Source organism: Morganella sp. EGD-HP17, assembly GCF_000512315.2.
GTDB lineage: Bacteria > Pseudomonadota > Gammaproteobacteria > Enterobacterales > Enterobacteriaceae > Morganella > Morganella morganii.
On sequence record NZ_AZRH01000011.1, the window covers coordinates 25,489 to 43,491 of the forward strand.

The following is an 18,003-nucleotide window of genomic DNA, read 5'->3' on the forward strand; positions in this document are numbered from 1 at the left end:
TGCCTATTCAGCAATCGGCTGATAGCGGATAGACAAAATGACATAATTCACTTCACCGTTAGGTGTTATTACCGTTACTTCATCATCCGCCTGTTTTCCGATTAATGCCCGGGCCACAGGGGAATCAACAGAAATCCATTTCTTTGCCGGGGAAAATTCATCGGGTCCGACGATGCGAAAAGTCTGAATTTCTTCATCATCATTTTCCAGTTCCACCCACGCCCCGAAAAATACTTTTCCTTCCTGGCGGGGATCCGGCTCGACTATCTTTAAGTTATCCAGACGTTTTGAAAGAAACCGGACGCGTCTGTCTATTTCACGCAGACGTTTCTTTCCGTATATATACTCGGCATTTTCCGAGCGATCTCCCTGTGCAGCGGCTTCTGACACTGCCTGAGTGACCTGCGGACGTTCTGTTTTCCAGAGATATTTTAACTCCTGATCCAGCGCATCCCATCCTTCACGGGTAATCAGGTTACTTTTTGCCATATGTTACCTAAACAAAAAATAAATTATTTAAATAAATTGTAATACTAAATGCATTTTCTGAAAGATAACAGCTATGCATAATTCATTTATATTACTTTATATCGGCTGGTAATTCCCGTTTTGAACACGTATAACTGTCCCCTGAAATTTTTTTACGTCAATTTATCGCAGCCGGAAAGAATATCATGATGAATGAATCTCTGAGCCAGATTATTGCCGGTGAACTGAATGCGCAAACCCGCCAGGTCACCGCCGCGATTACCCTGCTGGATGAGGGAAATACCGTCCCTTTTATCGCCCGCTACCGGAAAGAAGTCACCGGCGGCCTGGATGATACTCAGCTGCGTCAGCTGGAAACCCGTCTCAGCTACCTGCGCGAACTGAACGACCGCCGTCAGACTATCCTCAAATCCATTGAGGAACAGGGCAAACTGACCCCTGAACTGACGGGGGCGATTAACGGCACGCTCAGCAAAACGGAGCTGGAAGACCTCTACCTGCCTTACAAACCCAAGCGCCGCACACGCGGGCAGATTGCGGCGGAAGCCGGCCTGGAACCGCTGGCAGACACGCTGTGGCAGGATCCGTCACAGGATCCGGAAACCCTCGCCGCCACCTATGTGGACAGCGAAAAAGGGGTTGCCGACACCAAAGCCGCCCTCGACGGCGCCCGCTACATCCTGATGGAGCGTTTTGCGGAAGATGCCGGTCTGCTGGGGAAAGTCCGTGATTATCTGTGGCGCAATGCGCATCTGGTTTCCGTTGTGATCAGCGGAAAAGAGGCGGAAGGCGCAAAATTCAGTGATTATTTCGATCACCATGAACCGATTGCCAATGTCCCGTCACACCGTGCTCTGGCGATGTTCCGCGGCCGTAATGAAGGGATTCTGCAACTTTCCCTCAATGCTGACCCGCAGTGTGAGGAACCGCCGAAAGAGAGCTATTGCGAAGAATTAATCCGCGATTACCTCAGCGTCCGCTTTAACAATGCCCCGGCGGACAGCTGGCGCAAAGCGGTGGTGAGCTGGACATGGCGGGTCAAGGTGCTGCTGCACCTGGAAACCGAGCTGATGGCCGCGCTGCGCGAGAAAGCGGAAGATGAAGCCATTAATGTCTTCGCCCGCAACCTCAGTGATCTGCTGATGGCGGCACCGGCCGGGATGCGTGCCACCATGGGGCTGGATCCGGGTCTGCGTACCGGGGTGAAAGTCGCGGTGGTCGATGCCACCGGCAAAGTACTGGCCACCGACACCATTTATCCGCACACCGGCCAGACCGGCAAAGCAGCGGCATCCGTCGCGGCGCTCTGCCTGAAATACCATGTGGAGCTGGTGGCGATCGGTAACGGGACAGCATCCCGTGAAACTGAACGTTTCTTTGCCGATGTGCAGAAGCAGTTCCCGGATATCAAAGCCCAGAAAGTGATTGTCAGTGAAGCCGGCGCCTCCGTTTACTCCGCGTCAGAACTGGCAGCGGCAGAATTCCCGGATCTGGATGTTTCACTGCGCGGTGCTGTTTCTATCGCCCGCCGGTTACAGGATCCGCTGGCTGAACTGGTGAAAATCGACCCGAAATCCATCGGGGTCGGCCAGTATCAGCATGATGTCAGCCAGACGCAGCTTGCCCGTAAACTGGATGCGGTGGTGGAAGACTGCGTAAACGCCGTCGGTGTTGACCTCAATACCGCGTCTGTTGCCCTGCTGACCCGCGTTGCCGGGCTGAGCAAAGTGATCGCACAGAACATCGTTGACTGGCGTGATGAGAACGGCCGTTTTGCTGACCGCAAACAGCTGCTGAAAGTCGCGCGTCTCGGCCCGAAAGCCTTTGAACAGTGTGCCGGGTTCCTGCGTATTGCAGGCGGTAAAAATGCGCTGGATGCCTCCACCGTTCACCCGGAAGCCTATCCGGTGGTGGAAAAAATCCTGCAGGCCACACAGAAAACCCTCAGTGATCTGATGGGCAACGGTGATGTGCTGCGCAATCTGAAAGCACAGGATTTTGTCACTGAACAATTCGGTGTGCCGACCGTTTCCGACATCCTCAAAGAGCTGCAAAAACCCGGCCGTGACCCGCGTCCGGAGTTTAAAACCGCCACCTTTGCCGATGGTATTGAGACGATGAATGATTTACGTCCGGGCATGGTTCTCGAAGGCGCGGTCACCAACGTCACCAATTTCGGTGCTTTTGTGGATATCGGTGTTCATCAGGACGGACTGGTGCATATCTCCTCGCTGGCCAACCGCTATGTGGAAGATCCGCATACCGTGGTCAAAGCCGGGGATATCATCAGTGTCAAAGTGCTGGATGTGGATATCGCCCGTAAGCGTATCGCGCTGACCATGCGGATGGATGAGGAGCCGGAAACGGCAGCCCGCCGCGGTGGCGGCGGCAGCGATAAACCACGGGCGGAAAAGCGTCAGAACAGCCGCCCTGCCCGTAACGGTAATAATGACACCTCTGCCGGTAACAGTGCGATGGGTGATGCCCTCGCCGCGGCATTCGGTAAGCGTAAGTAATTCCCCTGCTACCATGTACGCGGCAGCCCCGGCTGCCCGTACATTTCCCTCCTGTTAGTCACATATTGCGTTAATTAGTCGTAAAAATTGTTATTAACGTAAATCAATACGTGAAATATCTGCTCTCAATTGTTTTATACGCCGGATATCTTGATGCACATCAAACTTTGCTGGTTAATTTTCGGGCTAAATAGGTAAAATATTGTTGGTTATGATTTGCATTTACAGTATCAATTAAATTTGTAAGGGATATTTTTCTGCCAAACTGTTCGTGCAATAATCATTTGCAATATCATTCCTGTTTGCATGGTTAACCGGAGCCTTTATGACACTTCAGCCACAACACAGTTATAAAATTCTGGGCTTTTCCGGGCAAATCAGCCCGGCATACCGTCAGAAATTATTGTCTCTGGGCATGCTGCCCGGCTCTGTTTTCCGGGTGATCCGCAGCGCACCGCTGGGCGATCCGATCCAAATCGAAACCCGGCACGTCAACCTGATGCTCAGAAAAAAAGACCTGGCGCTGCTGATGCTTGATGACGTGCAGGCGTAATCCGCCGCACATCCCGCGCTGACTCACTCTTTTCCCTCTGCCGCCGGCAGAGGGGTTTGTATTTATTGATTGGCATACGACACTATGAAAGCACTCACCCTGGGACTCATCGGTAATCCCAATTCAGGGAAGACCACGCTGTTTAACCAGTTAACCGGATCCAAACAACGCGTCGGCAACTGGGCCGGTGTAACTGTGGAACGGAAAATCGGTTATTTCACCACGCCGGAACACAAGATTGAGCTGGTGGATTTACCCGGCACCTATTCACTGACCACCATCTCTGAACAAACATCCTTAGACGAACAGATTGCCTGCCACTTTATCCTCAGCGGTGAAGCGGACATGCTGATTAACGTTGTCGACGCATCCAATCTCGAGCGTAACCTGTATCTGACGCTGCAGCTGCTGGAACTGGGTGTTCCCTGCATTATTGCCCTCAATATGCTGGATATCGCCGATAAAGCGAATATCAATATTGATGTCAAAGCGCTGTCAGAACGCCTCGGCTGCCCGGTGATCCCACTGGTTTCCACCCGCGCGTCCGGTATCTGTGAGCTGAAAGCCGCGATCGACAAACACACAATGACACCGCATGAAGTGCTGGTGAACTATCCGGCTGCGCTGCTCGACAGCATGAACACTCTCGCACAGTCGATTCCTGCGGAAGAGTTCAGCGCCACACAGCGCCGCTGGCTGGCACTGCAAAGCCTGGAGGGGGATATCTACAGCCAGGCACGCGCCGGTTTCACCCCGGAGCATGTGCAGTCTGTCCGTGACGCGATGCAGGCACAGCAGCAGGAAGAGCCGGAACTGGTGATTGCGGATGCCCGTTACCAGACCATCGCGGATATCTGCGAAACAACCATTGATAACAGCCATTCCGAGCCGAATAAACTGACCGCAGCGATGGACAAAATTGTCCTCAACCGCTGGCTGGGCGTGCCGGTATTCCTGTTTGTGATGTATCTGATGTTCGTGCTCGCCATCAATATCGGCGGGGCATTGCAGCCGCTGTTTGAAGGCGGTTCGGAAGCCATTTTCATTAACGGCACACAATGGCTGGGGATGACGCTCGGCTTCCCGGACTGGCTGACCATTTTCCTCGCCCAGGGGGTCGGCGGCGGTATCAACACCGTGCTGCCGCTGGTACCGCAAATCGGGATGATGTACCTGTTCCTCTCTTTCCTGGAAGATTCCGGTTATATGGCCCGCGCGGCATTTGTGATGGACAGACTGATGCAGGCACTCGGACTGCCGGGTAAATCCTTCGTGCCGCTGATTGTCGGTTTCGGCTGTAACGTGCCGTCCATTATGGGTGCCAGAACCCTGGATGCACCGCGTGAACGTCTTATCACCGTCCTGATGGCACCGTTTATGTCCTGCGGCGCGCGGCTGGCTATCTTCGCGGTTTTCGCGGCTGCCTTCTTCGGCAAAAACGGCGCGAGCATCGTGTTCTCCCTGTATATCCTCGGGATTGTGGTGGCTATCCTTACCGGTCTGCTGCTCAAACACACTATTATGCGCGGCGAAGCATCACCGTTTGTGATGGAACTGCCGGTGTACCACGTACCGCATATGAAAACCCTGTTTATGCAGACCTGGCAGCGCCTGAAAGGCTTTGTGGTGCGTGCGGGTAAAGTCATTATTGTCGCCAGTATGGTAATCGGCGCACTGAACAGCTTCAGTTTCTCCGGTAAACCGGCGGACAGCATTAATGATTCCGCACTGGCCTCAGTCAGTAAAGTGGTCACTCCGCTGCTCAGCCCGATTGGTGTCACCAATGATAACTGGCAGGCGACTGTCGGCCTGATCACCGGTGCGATGGCAAAAGAAGTTGTGGTCGGGACACTGAATACCCTCTACACCGCTGAAAGTATCACCAACGAACCGTTTGATCCGGAATCCTTTGATTTATGGGATGAACTGGGTGATGCGGTAAATGAAACCCTGGATTCCCTGGCGGAAACCTTCACGCTCGCGGCATTATCCAACCCGATTGAAGCCAGCAAAGGCGACGGCGAGATGGACGGCGGTACCATGGGCACCATGGCCGCGAAATTCGGCTCTGATGTTGCTGCTTACAGCTATCTGATCTTTGTGCTGCTGTATGTGCCGTGTGTCTCTGTGATGGGGGCTATCGCCCGTGAAACCAGCCGCGGCTGGATGACCTTCTCCATCCTGTGGGGTCTGAACGTGGCTTACTCACTGGCCGCCCTGTTCTACCAGGCCGCCACATTCAGTACCCATCCGGGGAGCAGTTCAGTGATTATCGCTGTAGTGGTGATTTTCAACCTGATCCTGTTTGCACTGCTGCGCCGCACACGCAGCCGGGTGAATCTCAGCTTCCGCCGTGATGCACACAGCCGCTGTGGCGGCTGCTCCGGCAACGAGTGTCACTGATAAAAGGACACGGACATGATCAGCCTGATCGCAGTACGTGACGCCATTGCACTGAACGGCCGGGCAGATGCCCGGCTGCTCAGCCACCAGTTGAATGCCCCGGAAGCCCTGGTGCAGGCCATCATGGAAAAGCTGGCTGCCATGGGAAAAATTGAAGCGGTGGATGTCAGCAGCTGTCTGAGCAGCAGCTGCAAACAGTGCCCTGAAAGTCAGGGCTGTGACACAAAGGTGTATCAGATTCATTCATAAAACTTACCCGCCGTTGTGCGGGTATTTTTTTATTTAACAAACTCCGTCAGTACCTCACAAAACTCATCCGGATGTGAAATAAACGGTGCGTGAGCGCTGTTACGCATAATAACGGATGGAGAGGACGGCAGTTGCTCATCCAGCAGTGACGCGACTTTACGCGGCACCAGGCCATCGAGATAACCATAGATCCGCAGGAACGGCATTGTCAGGGACGGCAGTCCGCTGCGCAGATCGGCGGTTCTCAGAATCTCCAGCCCGGCATTCAGTACTGACACACCCGGCATCGGCTGTCCCAGTACCACTGATTTCAGTGTACGGGCATCCTGACGGGCACTTGCGGTTCCCAGTGTCTGCAGTGCCAGAAAACGCTCAACAGTACGCTGAAAATCGGTCGCCAGCTGATGCTGAAAGCCGCTCAGCACTGTCGGTTTGATCCCCGGCCAGCCTTCCTCTTCCTGTGCACCAAAACACGGCGATGAACAGATTGTCACGAGATGGCTCACTGCCTGCGGGTAACGCAGTGCAATATCCGCAGCCACCAGCCCGCCCAGTGACCAGCCCGCCAGCACCGCATTTTCCGGCATCTGCGCGAAAACGGTATCCGACATCTCCGTCAGTGACATCTCTCCGAATTCCTGGCTGCGCCCGTAACCCGGTAAGTCAACCTTGTGAATACGGAAATGCGGTGCGAGCCGCAATTCAATGCTGTTCCATACTTCGCTGTTCAGTCCCCAGCCGTGTAACAGCACAAGATCACGCGAACCCTGTCCGCTCTGCTGCCAAAAAAGCGTTGCCATCGTTATTGTTTCCTTATTTATCCGGAGGGAAGACGGATGGTTATTATTGAGAATTACTGCCTGCTGTGCAATCAGCCGCTGGCAATTGCCGCACACGGTATCTGCGGATTCTGCGAACGGGGACTGCCGGAGATGCCGCCGGTCTGCCGTCGCTGCGGCCTGCCGCTGGTGACACCGGAGCCGGAATGCGGCCGCTGTCTGCAATCCCCGCCGCCGTGGCAGAGCCTGCTGGCCGTAACCGGCTATCAGCCACCGCTGGCCGCCCTGGTTCACCGCCTCAAATACAGCGGGCAGACACACATTGCCCGTGCACTGGCACGGCTGCTGCTGCGCCGGGTGCTGGCAGCTTACCGCGCCGGGGAATGTCCGAAGCCGGATCTGCTGCTCAGTGTCCCGCTTTACCGCTACCGGCAATGGCGGCGCGGGTTTAATCAGAGTGATCTTATCACCCTTCCGCTGGCAAAATGGCTGCGCTGCCCTTATGACAGTTCCGGCCTTATCCGCACCCGTGCTACACTGAGCCAGCGGATGCTGTCCCGCACACAGCGCCTGACAAACCTGTCCTCTGCGTTTGCCGTCACCCGTGATGTCCGCGGACTGCATATTGCGCTGACCGATGATGTCATCACAACAGGGGCGACCATGACAGCGCTGTCTGAATTGCTCATTCGTGCGGGCGCGGCGGCAGTCCGGGTGTGGTGCCTTTGCCGCACCTTGTAGTGAACCCGCAAATGGGCGTATTATAACCAACCGGAACAGTCAACTATTTTTGGGCAATGTTATGATTACTATTACTGACGCTGCGCAGGCACATTTTTCCAAACTGCTTGCCAACCAGGAACCCGGCACACAAATCCGTGTTTTTGTTATTAACCCGGGCACTCCCAACGCGGAATGCGGAGTCTCTTATTGTCCGCCTGATGCTGTGGAAGCGACCGATACCGCGCTGCCGTTTGAGCAGCTGACCGCCTATGTTGATGAACTGAGCGCACCGTTCCTTGACGAAGCCGTGATCGACTTCGTGACCGATCAGCTCGGCTCTCAGCTCACCTTAAAAGCCCCGAACGCCAAAATGCGTAAAGTGGCGGATGATGCCCCGCTGATCGAGCGTGTCGAGTACGTTCTGCAATCTCAGATCAACCCGCAGCTGGCCGGGCACGGCGGCCGTGTTTCCCTGATGGAAATCACGGACGAAGGCTATGCCATCCTCCAGTTCGGCGGCGGCTGTAACGGCTGCTCCATGGTGGATGTCACCCTGAAAGAAGGGATCGAAAAAGAGTTACTGAATATGTTTGCCGGTGAACTGAAAGGCGTTAAAGACCTGACTGAACATCAGCGCGGCGAACACTCTTATTACTGATAGTGCTGTACCGGCCGGATATCGCACGGCCGTGATAATACACTGCCCGGTTATCCGCCGGGCAGGTTTCCGGTGGTGCTCTGTCACCGCTGATATTCACCTGCATACGAAAAATCATTATGGAACAAATCCGCTTAATCACACCGGATACGGCGTATGAACTCTGGCAGCAGAACGGGGCTGTCCTGGTTGATATCCGTGATCCGCAAAGCTTCCGTGCCGGTCATACTGACGGCGCATTTCACCTGACAAACGACACCGTGAATACCTTCATGGATCAGACAGATTATGAGCAGCCGGTTATGGTCATGTGTTACCATGGGCACAGCAGTCAGGGCGCGGCTCAGTATCTGCTTAATGTCGGCTATGAAACGGTATACAGCATCAACGGCGGCTTTGAGGCCTGGTTGCGCAATTACCCGGACACAGTCAGGTCACTTGCTTAACAACGGACAGCTATATGGTTTATCTGATCACCATCGCCAACCCGCGGATTGCCCAGTCATTTATTGATTATATGGCCGCCCGGGATATTGAGCTCACTATGCGTGCCACCCGCGAAGGGCGCGGCGCGGAATTGTGGCTCGACGACGAAAGCAAACTGGCACAGACACAGGCTGAGCTGGAAACCTTTATGCGTGATCCGATGAATAAACGCTATCTCGCCGCCAGCTGGGAATCCGGTGAAACCGATTCCCCGTTCCGCTACCCGGCCTCTCATGCCTTCAGTAACCTGGTGACCCCGGCCGGGCCGCTGACCATCACCATTACTGTACTGTGCGCACTGGTTTTTCTGTGGATGCAGATAAGCGGCACTGACGCGGTGATGGACTATCTGGCCTGGCCGCAGCCTGACCAGCAGGGTGAACTGTGGCGGTGGATAAGCCCGGTGTTCCTGCATTTCGGCCTGACCCATATTCTGATGAACCTGGCGCTGTGGTGGTATCTCGGCGGTCAGGTGGAAAAACAGCTCGGCAGCGGACGGCTGCTGGTGATCACCCTGATTTCTGCCCTGGTCAGTTGCTGGTCGCAATCCTTTTTCAGCGGCTCATCCTTCGGCGGCCTGTCCGGCGTGGTTTTCGCGCTGATCGCTTATGTCTGGTATACCGGTGCGCGCAATCCGTCCGCCGGTATTTATCTGCCCGCCGCCATGATGGTATTTTCGGTATTATGGCTGGTTATCGGTTACTTTGATTTATTTGGTACAATGCCGATTGCAAACATGGCCCATGCATCCGGTCTCGCGACCGGCCTGCTGATGGCGGTATGGGATAACCGCCGCCGGACGGCCTGAATAATAATGAAAATATGACATCACCGCCGCATATCACGGCACAGCCCTGAATATGCGCGGTACTGATCTGACCGGGGGATTTTGTGAAACAAACACAGCGTCATGATGCTATCGTTGAGTTAGTCAGTAAACAGGGCTATGTCAGCACAGAAGAGCTGGTCGAGCACTTTAAGGTCAGTCCGCAGACCATCCGCCGTGATCTCAATGAGCTGGCGGAGCAGAATAAAATCCACCGTCACCACGGCGGAGCTGCACAGCCGTCCAGTTCGGTGAATGCCGCCTATCATGAGCGTAAAAGCATGTGGTCGGATGAAAAACGCCGGATTGCCCGCCGTGTCGCGGCGCTGATCCCGGACGGTGCCACACTCTTTATCGATATCGGCACCACACCGGAAGCGGTCGCGCATGAGCTGCTGGAACACAAAAATCTGCGCATCGTCACCAATAACCTCAATGTCGCCACTCTTCTGATGGCGAAAGATGATTTCCGGCTGATCCTGGCCGGTGGTGAAGTCCGTTCCCGTGACGGCGGAATTGTCGGTGAGGCCACGCTCGATTTTATCTCTCAGTTTCGTCTGGATTTCGGGATTCTCGGGATCAGCGGCATTGATACTGACGGCTCCCTGCTGGAATTTGATTATCACGAAGTCCGCACCAAACGGGCGATTATTGAAAACTCCCGCTGTGTGATGCTCGTGACCGACCACTCCAAATTCGGCCGCAACGCCATGGTCAACCTCGGTAATATGGGGCTGATCGATTGCCTGTTTACCGACAAACGCCCGCCGGAAAGCATTATCAAAATCCTGGACGAACAACAGGTGCAGCTCGAAGTCTGCTGATTATCTCTGCCCGTGCCACCGCCCGGTGGCGCGGTTTTCCTCCCTTTTCCCTCTGCCGTAATTCATTATTCTTTGTATGGATATGCTAACGAATTGTTATCCATGTCACGGAGAACGTTTTTTTATGTCCTGAATGTTGGAATATCGTTCACATTGCACTATCATGAGCGATAACGAACATTAAAGAACAAATATGGTCATGCGGGAGTGAGGATGGAAACGAAAGATTTGATCGTTATCGGGGGCGGAATCAACGGTGCAGGCATTGCCGCTGATGCCGCCGGACGCGGGCTGTCTGTGCTGATGCTGGAAGCACGGGATCTCGCCTGTGCCACCTCATCGGCCAGCTCAAAACTGATCCACGGCGGATTGCGCTATCTCGAACATTATGAGTTTCGTTTGGTGAGCGAAGCGCTGGCTGAACGCGAAGTATTATTAAAAATGGCCCCGCATATCGCCTTCCCGATGCGTTTCCGCCTGCCGCATCAGCCGCACCTGCGCCCGGCGTGGATGATCCGCGCGGGGCTGTTTCTGTATGACCATCTCGGTAAACGCACCACACTGCCGGGCAGCCGCGGCCTGACCTTCAGCAGCGCCTCTCCGCTGAAAGCAGAATTTAAAAAAGGCTTTGAATATTCCGACTGCTGGGTGGACGATGCCCGCCTGGTGGTGCTGAATGCACAGGAAGTTGTGCGGCAGGGCGGCGAAGTCCGCACACGGACAAAAGTCACCCGCGCATGGCGCGAAAATGGTTTATGGCAGGTGGAAGCAGAAAATGCCCTGACCGGCGAAACCCTGCGCTGGCAGGCAAAAGGGCTGGTCAACGCCGCCGGACCGTGGGTAAAAACCTTCTTTGATGACGGATTACAGCTCAAATCCCCTTATGGTATCCGTCTTATCAAAGGCAGCCATATTGTGGTACCGCGCGCTCACGACGAGCCGCAGGCCTATATCCTGCAAAATGAAGATCACCGCATTGTGTTTGTCATTCCGTGGATGGATGAATTTTCGATTATCGGCACGACCGATGTGGAATATCACGGCGATCCGGCAGACGTTAAAATCGATGATAACGAAATTAATTATCTGCTGGATGTGTATAACGACCACTTCCGCAAAACCCTGACCCGCGATGATATCCGCTGGACATACTCCGGTGTGCGTCCGCTGTGTGATGATGAATCGGACTCGCCACAGGCAATCACCCGCGATTACACGCTTGATTTGCATGATGACAACGGACAGGCGCCGCTGTTGTCCGTCTTCGGCGGCAAACTCACCACTTACCGCAAGCTGGGCGAACACGCGCTGGATAAACTGGCGGCCTACTATCCGCACGCCGGGAAAGCATGGACAAAACAGGCGGTACTGACCGGCGGTGAACTGAACGGCCGGAGCCGTGACGATTATGCCCGAGTGCTGACAGAACGCTGGTCCTGGCTGCCGAACGGACTGGCGCTGCGCCTGGCCCGCACCTACGGCAGTCAGACAGAAAAAATTATCGGTACTGCGCAATCCCTCAGCGACCTCGGGCAGTTATTCGGCCATAACCTGTATGAAGCCGAGCTGCGCTATCTGGTACAGCACGAGTGGGTGATCACCGCAGAAGATGCGCTCTGGCGCAGAACCAAACTGGGAATGTGGCTCACACAGGAAGAACAGCTGCAGGTGGAGCAGTGGCTCCGCCGGGAAGAGCAATAACGGAAACGAAACAGACCGGCTCAAAAAGCCGGTCTTTTTTTTATCGCCTCAGCGCCGGGATTCCAGCGCCATCCGGACAGCCAGCCCGGCCAGCACAGTCCCCATCAGCCAGCGCTGCACCACCTGCCAGAACGGACGGCCCGTCATAAAGACAGCCACCGAGCCCGCCATCAGAATAATCAGTCCGTTAACTGTCAGGCTGATCATAATCTGTATTGTTCCGAGCGCCAGAGACTGTACCAGCACACTGCCGTGCCCCGGCACAATAAACTGCGGCAGCAGCGATAAATACATCACCGCCACTTTCGGGTTCGCCAGGCTGGTCAGAAACCCCATGGTGAACAATTTTTTCGGCTTATCTTCCGGTAAATCCCGCACCGAAAATGCAGAGCGTCCGCCCGGTTTGACCGACTGCCACGCCAGCCAGAGCAGATACAATGCCCCCGCAATACGCAAAGCATCATAGGCATAAGGAACAGCAAAAAAGAGCGCGGTGATACCAAATGCCGCACTGAGCATATAAAAAATAAATGCCAGGCCGACACCGGCAAGAGAAATATATCCGGCCCGCTTTCCCTGACAGAGTGAGCGGGAGATCAGATAAATCATATTAGGGCCGGGCGTTAATACCATTCCCAGTGCAACCAGGGCAAATCCGAGCAATGACGTCAAATCAGGCATAATGCACTCCATGACAGATAATGCATAACAGATTATAAGATAGATTATTGGTTTTACAGGATATATAACCACCCGGAACAGGCGATCATTGATTATAGCCGGAACAAAAAAAAAGCAGCAACGATATAATTCAGTATGTATTAATAACGTGGGTTACTGCACAAAATCGCAGGCACAAAAAAAGCGCCTTCATTTCAGCGCTTTTTCTGGGACAGTCTTTTCTCAGTGAACCTGTGACGGGCTGAGCAGCTGATAAATGGTATCCGGGGTATATTTCTCACCGGAAAAATAGATATTCCAGTCAGTCAGCATCTCCGTATTCAGAGAATACACACCGCCCTCTTCCATCTCTTCAACATAAAACGGCTGGTTGATCAGTTTGCCGGTAAACACATCATTATCCAGAGTTTCCGGGATAAACCACATGTGCTCCAGATCATCCTCATCCCCGTACGGAATACCGCATTTGACCATAAATGCCCACGGATGCTCATCCTCTTCATCACGGGCTTTTTTACCGAATAATCCGCCGAGCAGACCTTTTTTCGTTTTGACCACCGGCTGACCGTATTCCGCAAACATCTGGGCAAAATAGTGCCAGCGCAGGCGGGCTTTTACCGCCATTTCATGGGTTTCACTGTTCGGGCGGTAAAACATAATGGCGGCATCGTCGTCGAAACTACGGAAAAATGTCTGTAACACCGGCGAACTTTCATTTACACGGAATAGCATACAGGATGGATGGTCATGCTGATCGTCGCGATCTCCGCGATCGCCGAGAAATTCATTTTCCGGCATATTATCGTGAGAGTAATCGATCTCTTCGAGAGGCTTCAGCTGGTCGATCGGGGTATTTTTGTTGATCTGGCGGATCCCTTCCTGATATGGCAGCGCCACAATATATTCCAGCTGTTTTTCCGTCTGGCCGCACAACATCGGCTCATTAAACAGTACCTTACCTTCATTCAGACTCTGCCCGATAAAACTGCGCAGCAGATCAGGAATGCCGTAGTACGCATTAATGGTATGCGGCAGCAGCAGTTCCACTTCCGGGATCCCGCAGCGCAGCAGGCCGTGTGTGTGGAACCAGTACATGGTCGGCGGAGAATTTTCCGTGTCATAGATTGCATGAATGGTATACAGAGATTCAATGTTCAGCTGCACGTCGTTTTCCAGCTGAAAATTGAGCCACTCACGGGTAAAACCGCGCCCGGCTGCCGAGATATCGATGCCCAGCAATAAATTCGGCACCAGAATCTGTACCATCTTCAGCTGGTACCGGTAACTTCGCAGCACGTCATTCTGTAAAAGGCATTCAACATAAATGTCCTGCCCGGTCTGGTTGACTTCGGCCAGCAGTCCGGCAGACAGCGGATCAGTTGAATAGTAAGGATTGATTTCCAGTTCCGGTGCCCGCGGTGCCAGTGACACCAGAAACAGCAGTTCTTCATCGCCGTAATGACAGGTGTAATAAAAGCTGTTCTCATCATGTTCCGCGTATTCAATATCACCCTGTGTGAAAAAGGTTTGTGATGCCAGACGCTCTTCTAACTCTGCCAGGTTGAGCCGCGAGGGAGAGAATGCCACAACCTCCGACGTCATCCTCTTACCTTTACCTTCCGCAACCTCAAGGTAATATTGTTTTATATCCATCGGTAATGCCTTTATCCGTTCTGAGTTGTGCTGCTGTGCTGAAATTAAACTCATTTGTTCATACGTATAAGTACCACATTTTGTATGCGGAGTTCATTCAGAATAATCCACCTATTATTCTGTAAATATACATTTTGACCAAAATCGTACGTCCGGGAGCAAAAACGGCTATAATCCGGTCAATTGCCCGCCCTGTTCTGAGGTATGAAAAGTTGAATAATAACAAAAACTTAACGATTACCGTTCCGTTACCTGAGCCCTATCATACAGCGGATTTTCTCGCATTTCATTTACGTGATAATCACCATGTGGCCGAAGAGGTCACGGAAAACCGGGTGATGAAAGGAATTTGCCTGCACGGCCACCCCGCGTTACTGACACTGGAAATCAGTTCAGGAGAAGCGCGTGTCACCCTCAGCACTGACGGCCCGGGGCCACTGCCGGAAGACGAAGCCCGTATGCAGCATCTCGCCCGGCATATGCTCGGTCTGATCCAGCCGGTGGAGGAGTTCGAGACACAATATCAGGATCACCCGCTGGCCGGTCCCCTTATCCGGCAACAGAAAGGGCTGCGGATCTACCAGTCCGCCACACCGTTTGAAGCCATTAACTGGGCGATTATCGGTCAGCAAATCAGTGTTCAGGCCGCGATTTCCATCCGCCGCCGCCTGATTCAGCATATCGGCCTGCGCCACTCCTCCGGACTGTGGTGCTATCCGGATGCGGCACATATTTTACAGACCGATTTTGACGGACTGCGCAGCTGCGGTTTTTCTGTAGGTAAAGCCAATGCCCTGCTGGCACTGAGTGAGCAACTGGAAAGCGGAGCGCTGGTGCTGCCGGATGTGGTCACACCGGAGAATGCAGACGCGGTTTCCGCCTCACTGACGGCGATCAAAGGTATCGGCACCTGGACGGTCAGCTATGCCCTGCTGCGCGGCTTTAACTATCTGAACGGCTCACTGCACGGTGATGTTGCGGTACGGCGTAATCTGCAGCGCCTGCTGGCGCGGGATGAAAAAATAACGGCGGATGAAACTCAGGAATGGCTGGCAGATTTCGCCCCGTGGCGGGCCCTGATGGCCGCCCACCTGTGGCGGCTGGAGTCCGCCGCCGGGTACTGAACAAAAAAATGCCGCAAATGCGGCATTTTTTCTCTCTGCTGACTCAGCGCAGCCAGTTGGTTTTCGCCAGCTCCACAATCTCATCACCGCGCCCGTTGATAATCGCGCGCAGCATATACAGACTGAAGCCTTTGGCCTGCTCAAACTTAATTTCCGGCGGCATGGCCAGTTCCTGTTTGGCCGTCACTACATCCACCAGAACCGGGCCGTCATGGGCAAATGCGGTTTTCAGTGCATCATCCAGTGACTCGCTGTCTTCAACACGGATCCCTTTGATCCCCATGGCATTGGCCATCGCGGCAAAATCCGGATTGTGAAGATCGGTGCCGTCAGTCAGATAACCGCCCGCTTTCATCTCCATCGCCACAAAGCCCAGCACGCTGTTGTTAAAGATGACGATTTTCACCGGCAGCTGCATCTGCGCCAGGGAAATGAAATCCCCCATCAGCATACTGAACCCGCCGTTACCGCACATCGCCACCACCTGGCGTTTACGGTCATGCGCCTGAGCACCGATAGCCTGCGCCATAGCATTCGCCATCGAGCCGTGGTTAAAGGAGCCTATCAGCCGCCGTTTGCCGTTCATGGTGAGATAACGCGCCGCCCAGACCGTCGGGGTGCCCACATCACAGGTGAATACGGTGTCATCATCCGCCAGCTCACTGATTTTCTTCGCCAGATACTGCGGATGGATCAGTTCCCGTTTGCTTGCGGTTGCCAGTGCATCGAGGTCACTGCGGGCGGTCTGATAGTGTTTCAGCGCCGCATCCAGATGGGTGCGATCCTCTTTGGCCTGCAGGCGCGGCTGAATGGCATTGAGTGTGGCTTTGATATCCCCGATAACCGCCATATCCACCGCACAGTGCGCGCCGAGGCTGCCCGGGTTGATATCCACCTGAATAATTTTTGCTTTGGCCGGATAAAACGCGCGGTACGGGAAGTGCGTGCCGAGCAGCACCAGGGTATCTGCGTTTTCCATCGCATAATACCCGGAGGAAAATCCGATAAGCCCGGTCATCCCGACACTGTACGGGTTATCATACTCAATATGCTCTTTGCCGCGCAGTGCATGCACCACCGGTGCTTTCAGGGTTTCCGCCAGTTTGATAACTTCATCATGTGCCCCGGCACATCCGGCTCCGCACATCAGTGTGATGTTTTTCGCACCGTTAAGGGCATCCGCCAGTTTCACCAGCTCATCCCGCTGCGGCATCACCAGCGGCAGAGACGGCTCATACCAGACATTGCGGGCCGATTCCGGTGCCGGTCTTAATGCCACATCCCCCGGAATGACCACCACGGGCACGCCGCGCTCCAGAATCGCCTTGCGCATGGCAATACCCAGCACCTGCTGGATCTGCTCAGGATTGGAAACCAGCTCACAATAGACGCTGCACTCACGGAACAGCTCCTGCGGATGGGTTTCCTGGAAGTAATGACTGCCGATTTCGCCGGAAGGAATATGTGCGGCAATTGCCAGCACCGGCACGCGGTTGCGCTGACAATCAAATAATCCGTTGATTAAGTGGAGGTTACCCGGCCCGCAGGAACCGGCGCACACCGCCAGTTTACCGGTCAGATGGGCTTCCGCCCCGGTGGCAAACGCGGCCACTTCCTCATGCCGGGTGCCCATCCATTCAATGCTGCCCAGTTTACGTAAGCTGTCACTTAACCCGTTCAGTGAGTCTCCGGTGACACCCCAGATACGGTTGATTCCTGCATCCGCCAACATTTTTGCGATATAACCCGCTACAGTCTGCTTCATCGTAAATCTTCCCTCATACTGGTGATAAATCTGATTCGCAATAAGATGCTGCACAGAACAATACCGGCCTGCTCTGTGTGTTTATCCTGTCATTTCAGTGTAGCCCGGGCGCGCCGCAGATAAAACCACCAGTAATAAGGTAAATTTTCAGCACTAATTCAGGATATTGCCGGAGATCCGGCGGAATAATACAAAAATGGCTGCAAGGATATATAAATACACTTTTCTTAATTTCTGTTTAATAATATTAATATTATTGTTATTTCGGGTGGCGAATTTATATTTCACGCAGAATAAAAATAAAAAATCAGGAAACCAGGGCTTATATAACATATTGATATTAATAAATAATATAATATTATTTTATCACGGTGATATTATTTTTTACCGATATCATCCTTATTATTCATGCACCATGAAATACTGATATGATATAAACACGATCTCCGTCACGCTCACTTTTTTAATACTGACGTTAAAATCCCTCCTGCAAATAATAACGAAAACAGCTGCTGACAGAAACCCGCCGGTTCCGGAAGGCAGACTTTTTTTCGTAAAAATAAAATGTACTCA

The 18,003-nt window shown here is 53.5% G+C and carries 16 protein-coding genes; 11 read left to right on the forward strand and 5 right to left on the reverse strand.

Annotation, left to right across the window (positions count from 1 at the left end; genetic code table 11):
- Positions 1-3: 3 nt before the first annotated feature.
- Entirely contained in the window at positions 4-489 is a 486-nt protein-coding gene (gene greB, locus X965_RS12430) for a transcription elongation factor GreB (RefSeq protein ID WP_004237970.1), read from the reverse strand.
- Positions 490-674: 185 nt separating this feature from the next.
- On the opposite strand from greB, the gene X965_RS12435 reads away from it, so the two are divergent.
- From X965_RS12435 to X965_RS12450, 4 genes are all read left to right on the forward strand, one after another.
- Positions 675-3,005, forward strand: coding sequence for a Tex family protein (locus X965_RS12435; protein ID WP_036418252.1), 2,331 nt, complete (start codon positions 675-677; stop codon positions 3,003-3,005).
- A gap of 325 nt (positions 3,006-3,330) precedes the next feature.
- Positions 3,331-3,558 carry a ferrous iron transporter A gene (gene feoA, locus X965_RS12440; RefSeq protein WP_004237966.1) on the forward strand — a complete coding sequence of 76 codons (228 nt, stop codon included), beginning with the start codon at positions 3,331-3,333 and terminating at the stop codon, positions 3,556-3,558.
- 84 nt (positions 3,559-3,642) lie between these two features.
- On the forward strand, positions 3,643-5,961 hold the full coding sequence (feoB, locus tag X965_RS12445; RefSeq protein WP_036418254.1) for a Fe(2+) transporter permease subunit FeoB: 2,319 nt from the start codon (positions 3,643-3,645) through the stop codon (positions 5,959-5,961).
- 15 nt (positions 5,962-5,976) lie between these two features.
- On the forward strand, positions 5,977-6,210 hold the full coding sequence (locus tag X965_RS12450) for a FeoC-like transcriptional regulator (RefSeq protein ID WP_004237963.1): 234 nt from the start codon (positions 5,977-5,979) through the stop codon (positions 6,208-6,210).
- A gap of 29 nt (positions 6,211-6,239) precedes the next feature.
- Here the strand turns inward: X965_RS12450 and bioH are convergent, their stop codons facing one another.
- Positions 6,240-7,010, reverse strand: a complete 771-nt coding sequence (gene bioH, locus X965_RS12455) for a pimeloyl-ACP methyl ester esterase BioH (RefSeq protein ID WP_004904680.1) — start codon at positions 7,008-7,010, stop codon at positions 6,240-6,242.
- A gap of 36 nt (positions 7,011-7,046) precedes the next feature.
- Here bioH and X965_RS12460 point away from each other — a divergent pair, with 36 nt between their 5' ends.
- The 6 genes from X965_RS12460 (at position 7,047) to glpD (ending at position 12,207) form a co-directional block, all read left to right on the forward strand.
- Positions 7,047-7,730 (forward strand): double zinc ribbon domain-containing protein, encoded by a 684-nt coding sequence (locus X965_RS12460; RefSeq protein WP_004904678.1) that lies wholly within the window; start codon positions 7,047-7,049, stop codon positions 7,728-7,730.
- A 61-nt stretch (positions 7,731-7,791) separates the two neighbouring features.
- Positions 7,792-8,370 (forward strand): Fe-S biogenesis protein NfuA, encoded by a 579-nt coding sequence (gene nfuA, locus X965_RS12465; protein WP_004237958.1) that lies wholly within the window; start codon positions 7,792-7,794, stop codon positions 8,368-8,370.
- A gap of 119 nt (positions 8,371-8,489) precedes the next feature.
- Positions 8,490-8,816: a thiosulfate sulfurtransferase GlpE gene (gene glpE, locus X965_RS12470; protein WP_004237957.1), complete on the forward strand. Its 327-nt coding sequence runs from the start codon at positions 8,490-8,492 to the stop codon at positions 8,814-8,816.
- Positions 8,817-8,830: 14 nt separating this feature from the next.
- Positions 8,831-9,664 carry a rhomboid family intramembrane serine protease GlpG gene (glpG, locus tag X965_RS12475; RefSeq protein ID WP_004237956.1) on the forward strand — a complete coding sequence of 278 codons (834 nt, stop codon included), beginning with the start codon at positions 8,831-8,833 and terminating at the stop codon, positions 9,662-9,664.
- An 83-nt stretch (positions 9,665-9,747) separates the two neighbouring features.
- Positions 9,748-10,506 carry a DeoR/GlpR family transcriptional regulator gene (locus X965_RS12480; RefSeq protein WP_004904672.1) on the forward strand — a complete coding sequence of 253 codons (759 nt, stop codon included), beginning with the start codon at positions 9,748-9,750 and terminating at the stop codon, positions 10,504-10,506.
- 213 nt (positions 10,507-10,719) lie between these two features.
- Positions 10,720-12,207 (forward strand): glycerol-3-phosphate dehydrogenase, encoded by a 1,488-nt coding sequence (glpD, locus tag X965_RS12485; protein ID WP_036418256.1) that lies wholly within the window; start codon positions 10,720-10,722, stop codon positions 12,205-12,207.
- A gap of 48 nt (positions 12,208-12,255) precedes the next feature.
- Here glpD and X965_RS12490 read toward each other — a convergent pair whose 3' ends face one another.
- A complete protein-coding gene (locus X965_RS12490) occupies positions 12,256-12,888 on the reverse strand; it encodes a LysE family translocator (RefSeq protein ID WP_004904667.1) in 633 nt (210 codons plus the stop codon).
- 222 nt (positions 12,889-13,110) lie between these two features.
- Positions 13,111-14,541, reverse strand: a complete 1,431-nt coding sequence (locus X965_RS12495) for a DUF4026 domain-containing protein (protein ID WP_036418257.1) — start codon at positions 14,539-14,541, stop codon at positions 13,111-13,113.
- Between the two features lie 212 nt (positions 14,542-14,753).
- Here X965_RS12495 and X965_RS12500 point away from each other — a divergent pair, with 212 nt between their 5' ends.
- Positions 14,754-15,665: a DNA-3-methyladenine glycosylase gene (locus X965_RS12500; RefSeq protein ID WP_004237951.1), complete on the forward strand. Its 912-nt coding sequence runs from the start codon at positions 14,754-14,756 to the stop codon at positions 15,663-15,665.
- Between the two features lie 43 nt (positions 15,666-15,708).
- On the opposite strand, the gene poxB is transcribed toward X965_RS12500, so the two are convergent.
- Positions 15,709-17,430: a ubiquinone-dependent pyruvate dehydrogenase gene (gene poxB, locus X965_RS12505; RefSeq protein WP_036418310.1), complete on the reverse strand. Its 1,722-nt coding sequence runs from the start codon at positions 17,428-17,430 to the stop codon at positions 15,709-15,711.
- Between the last annotated feature and the right edge of the window lie 573 nt (positions 17,431-18,003).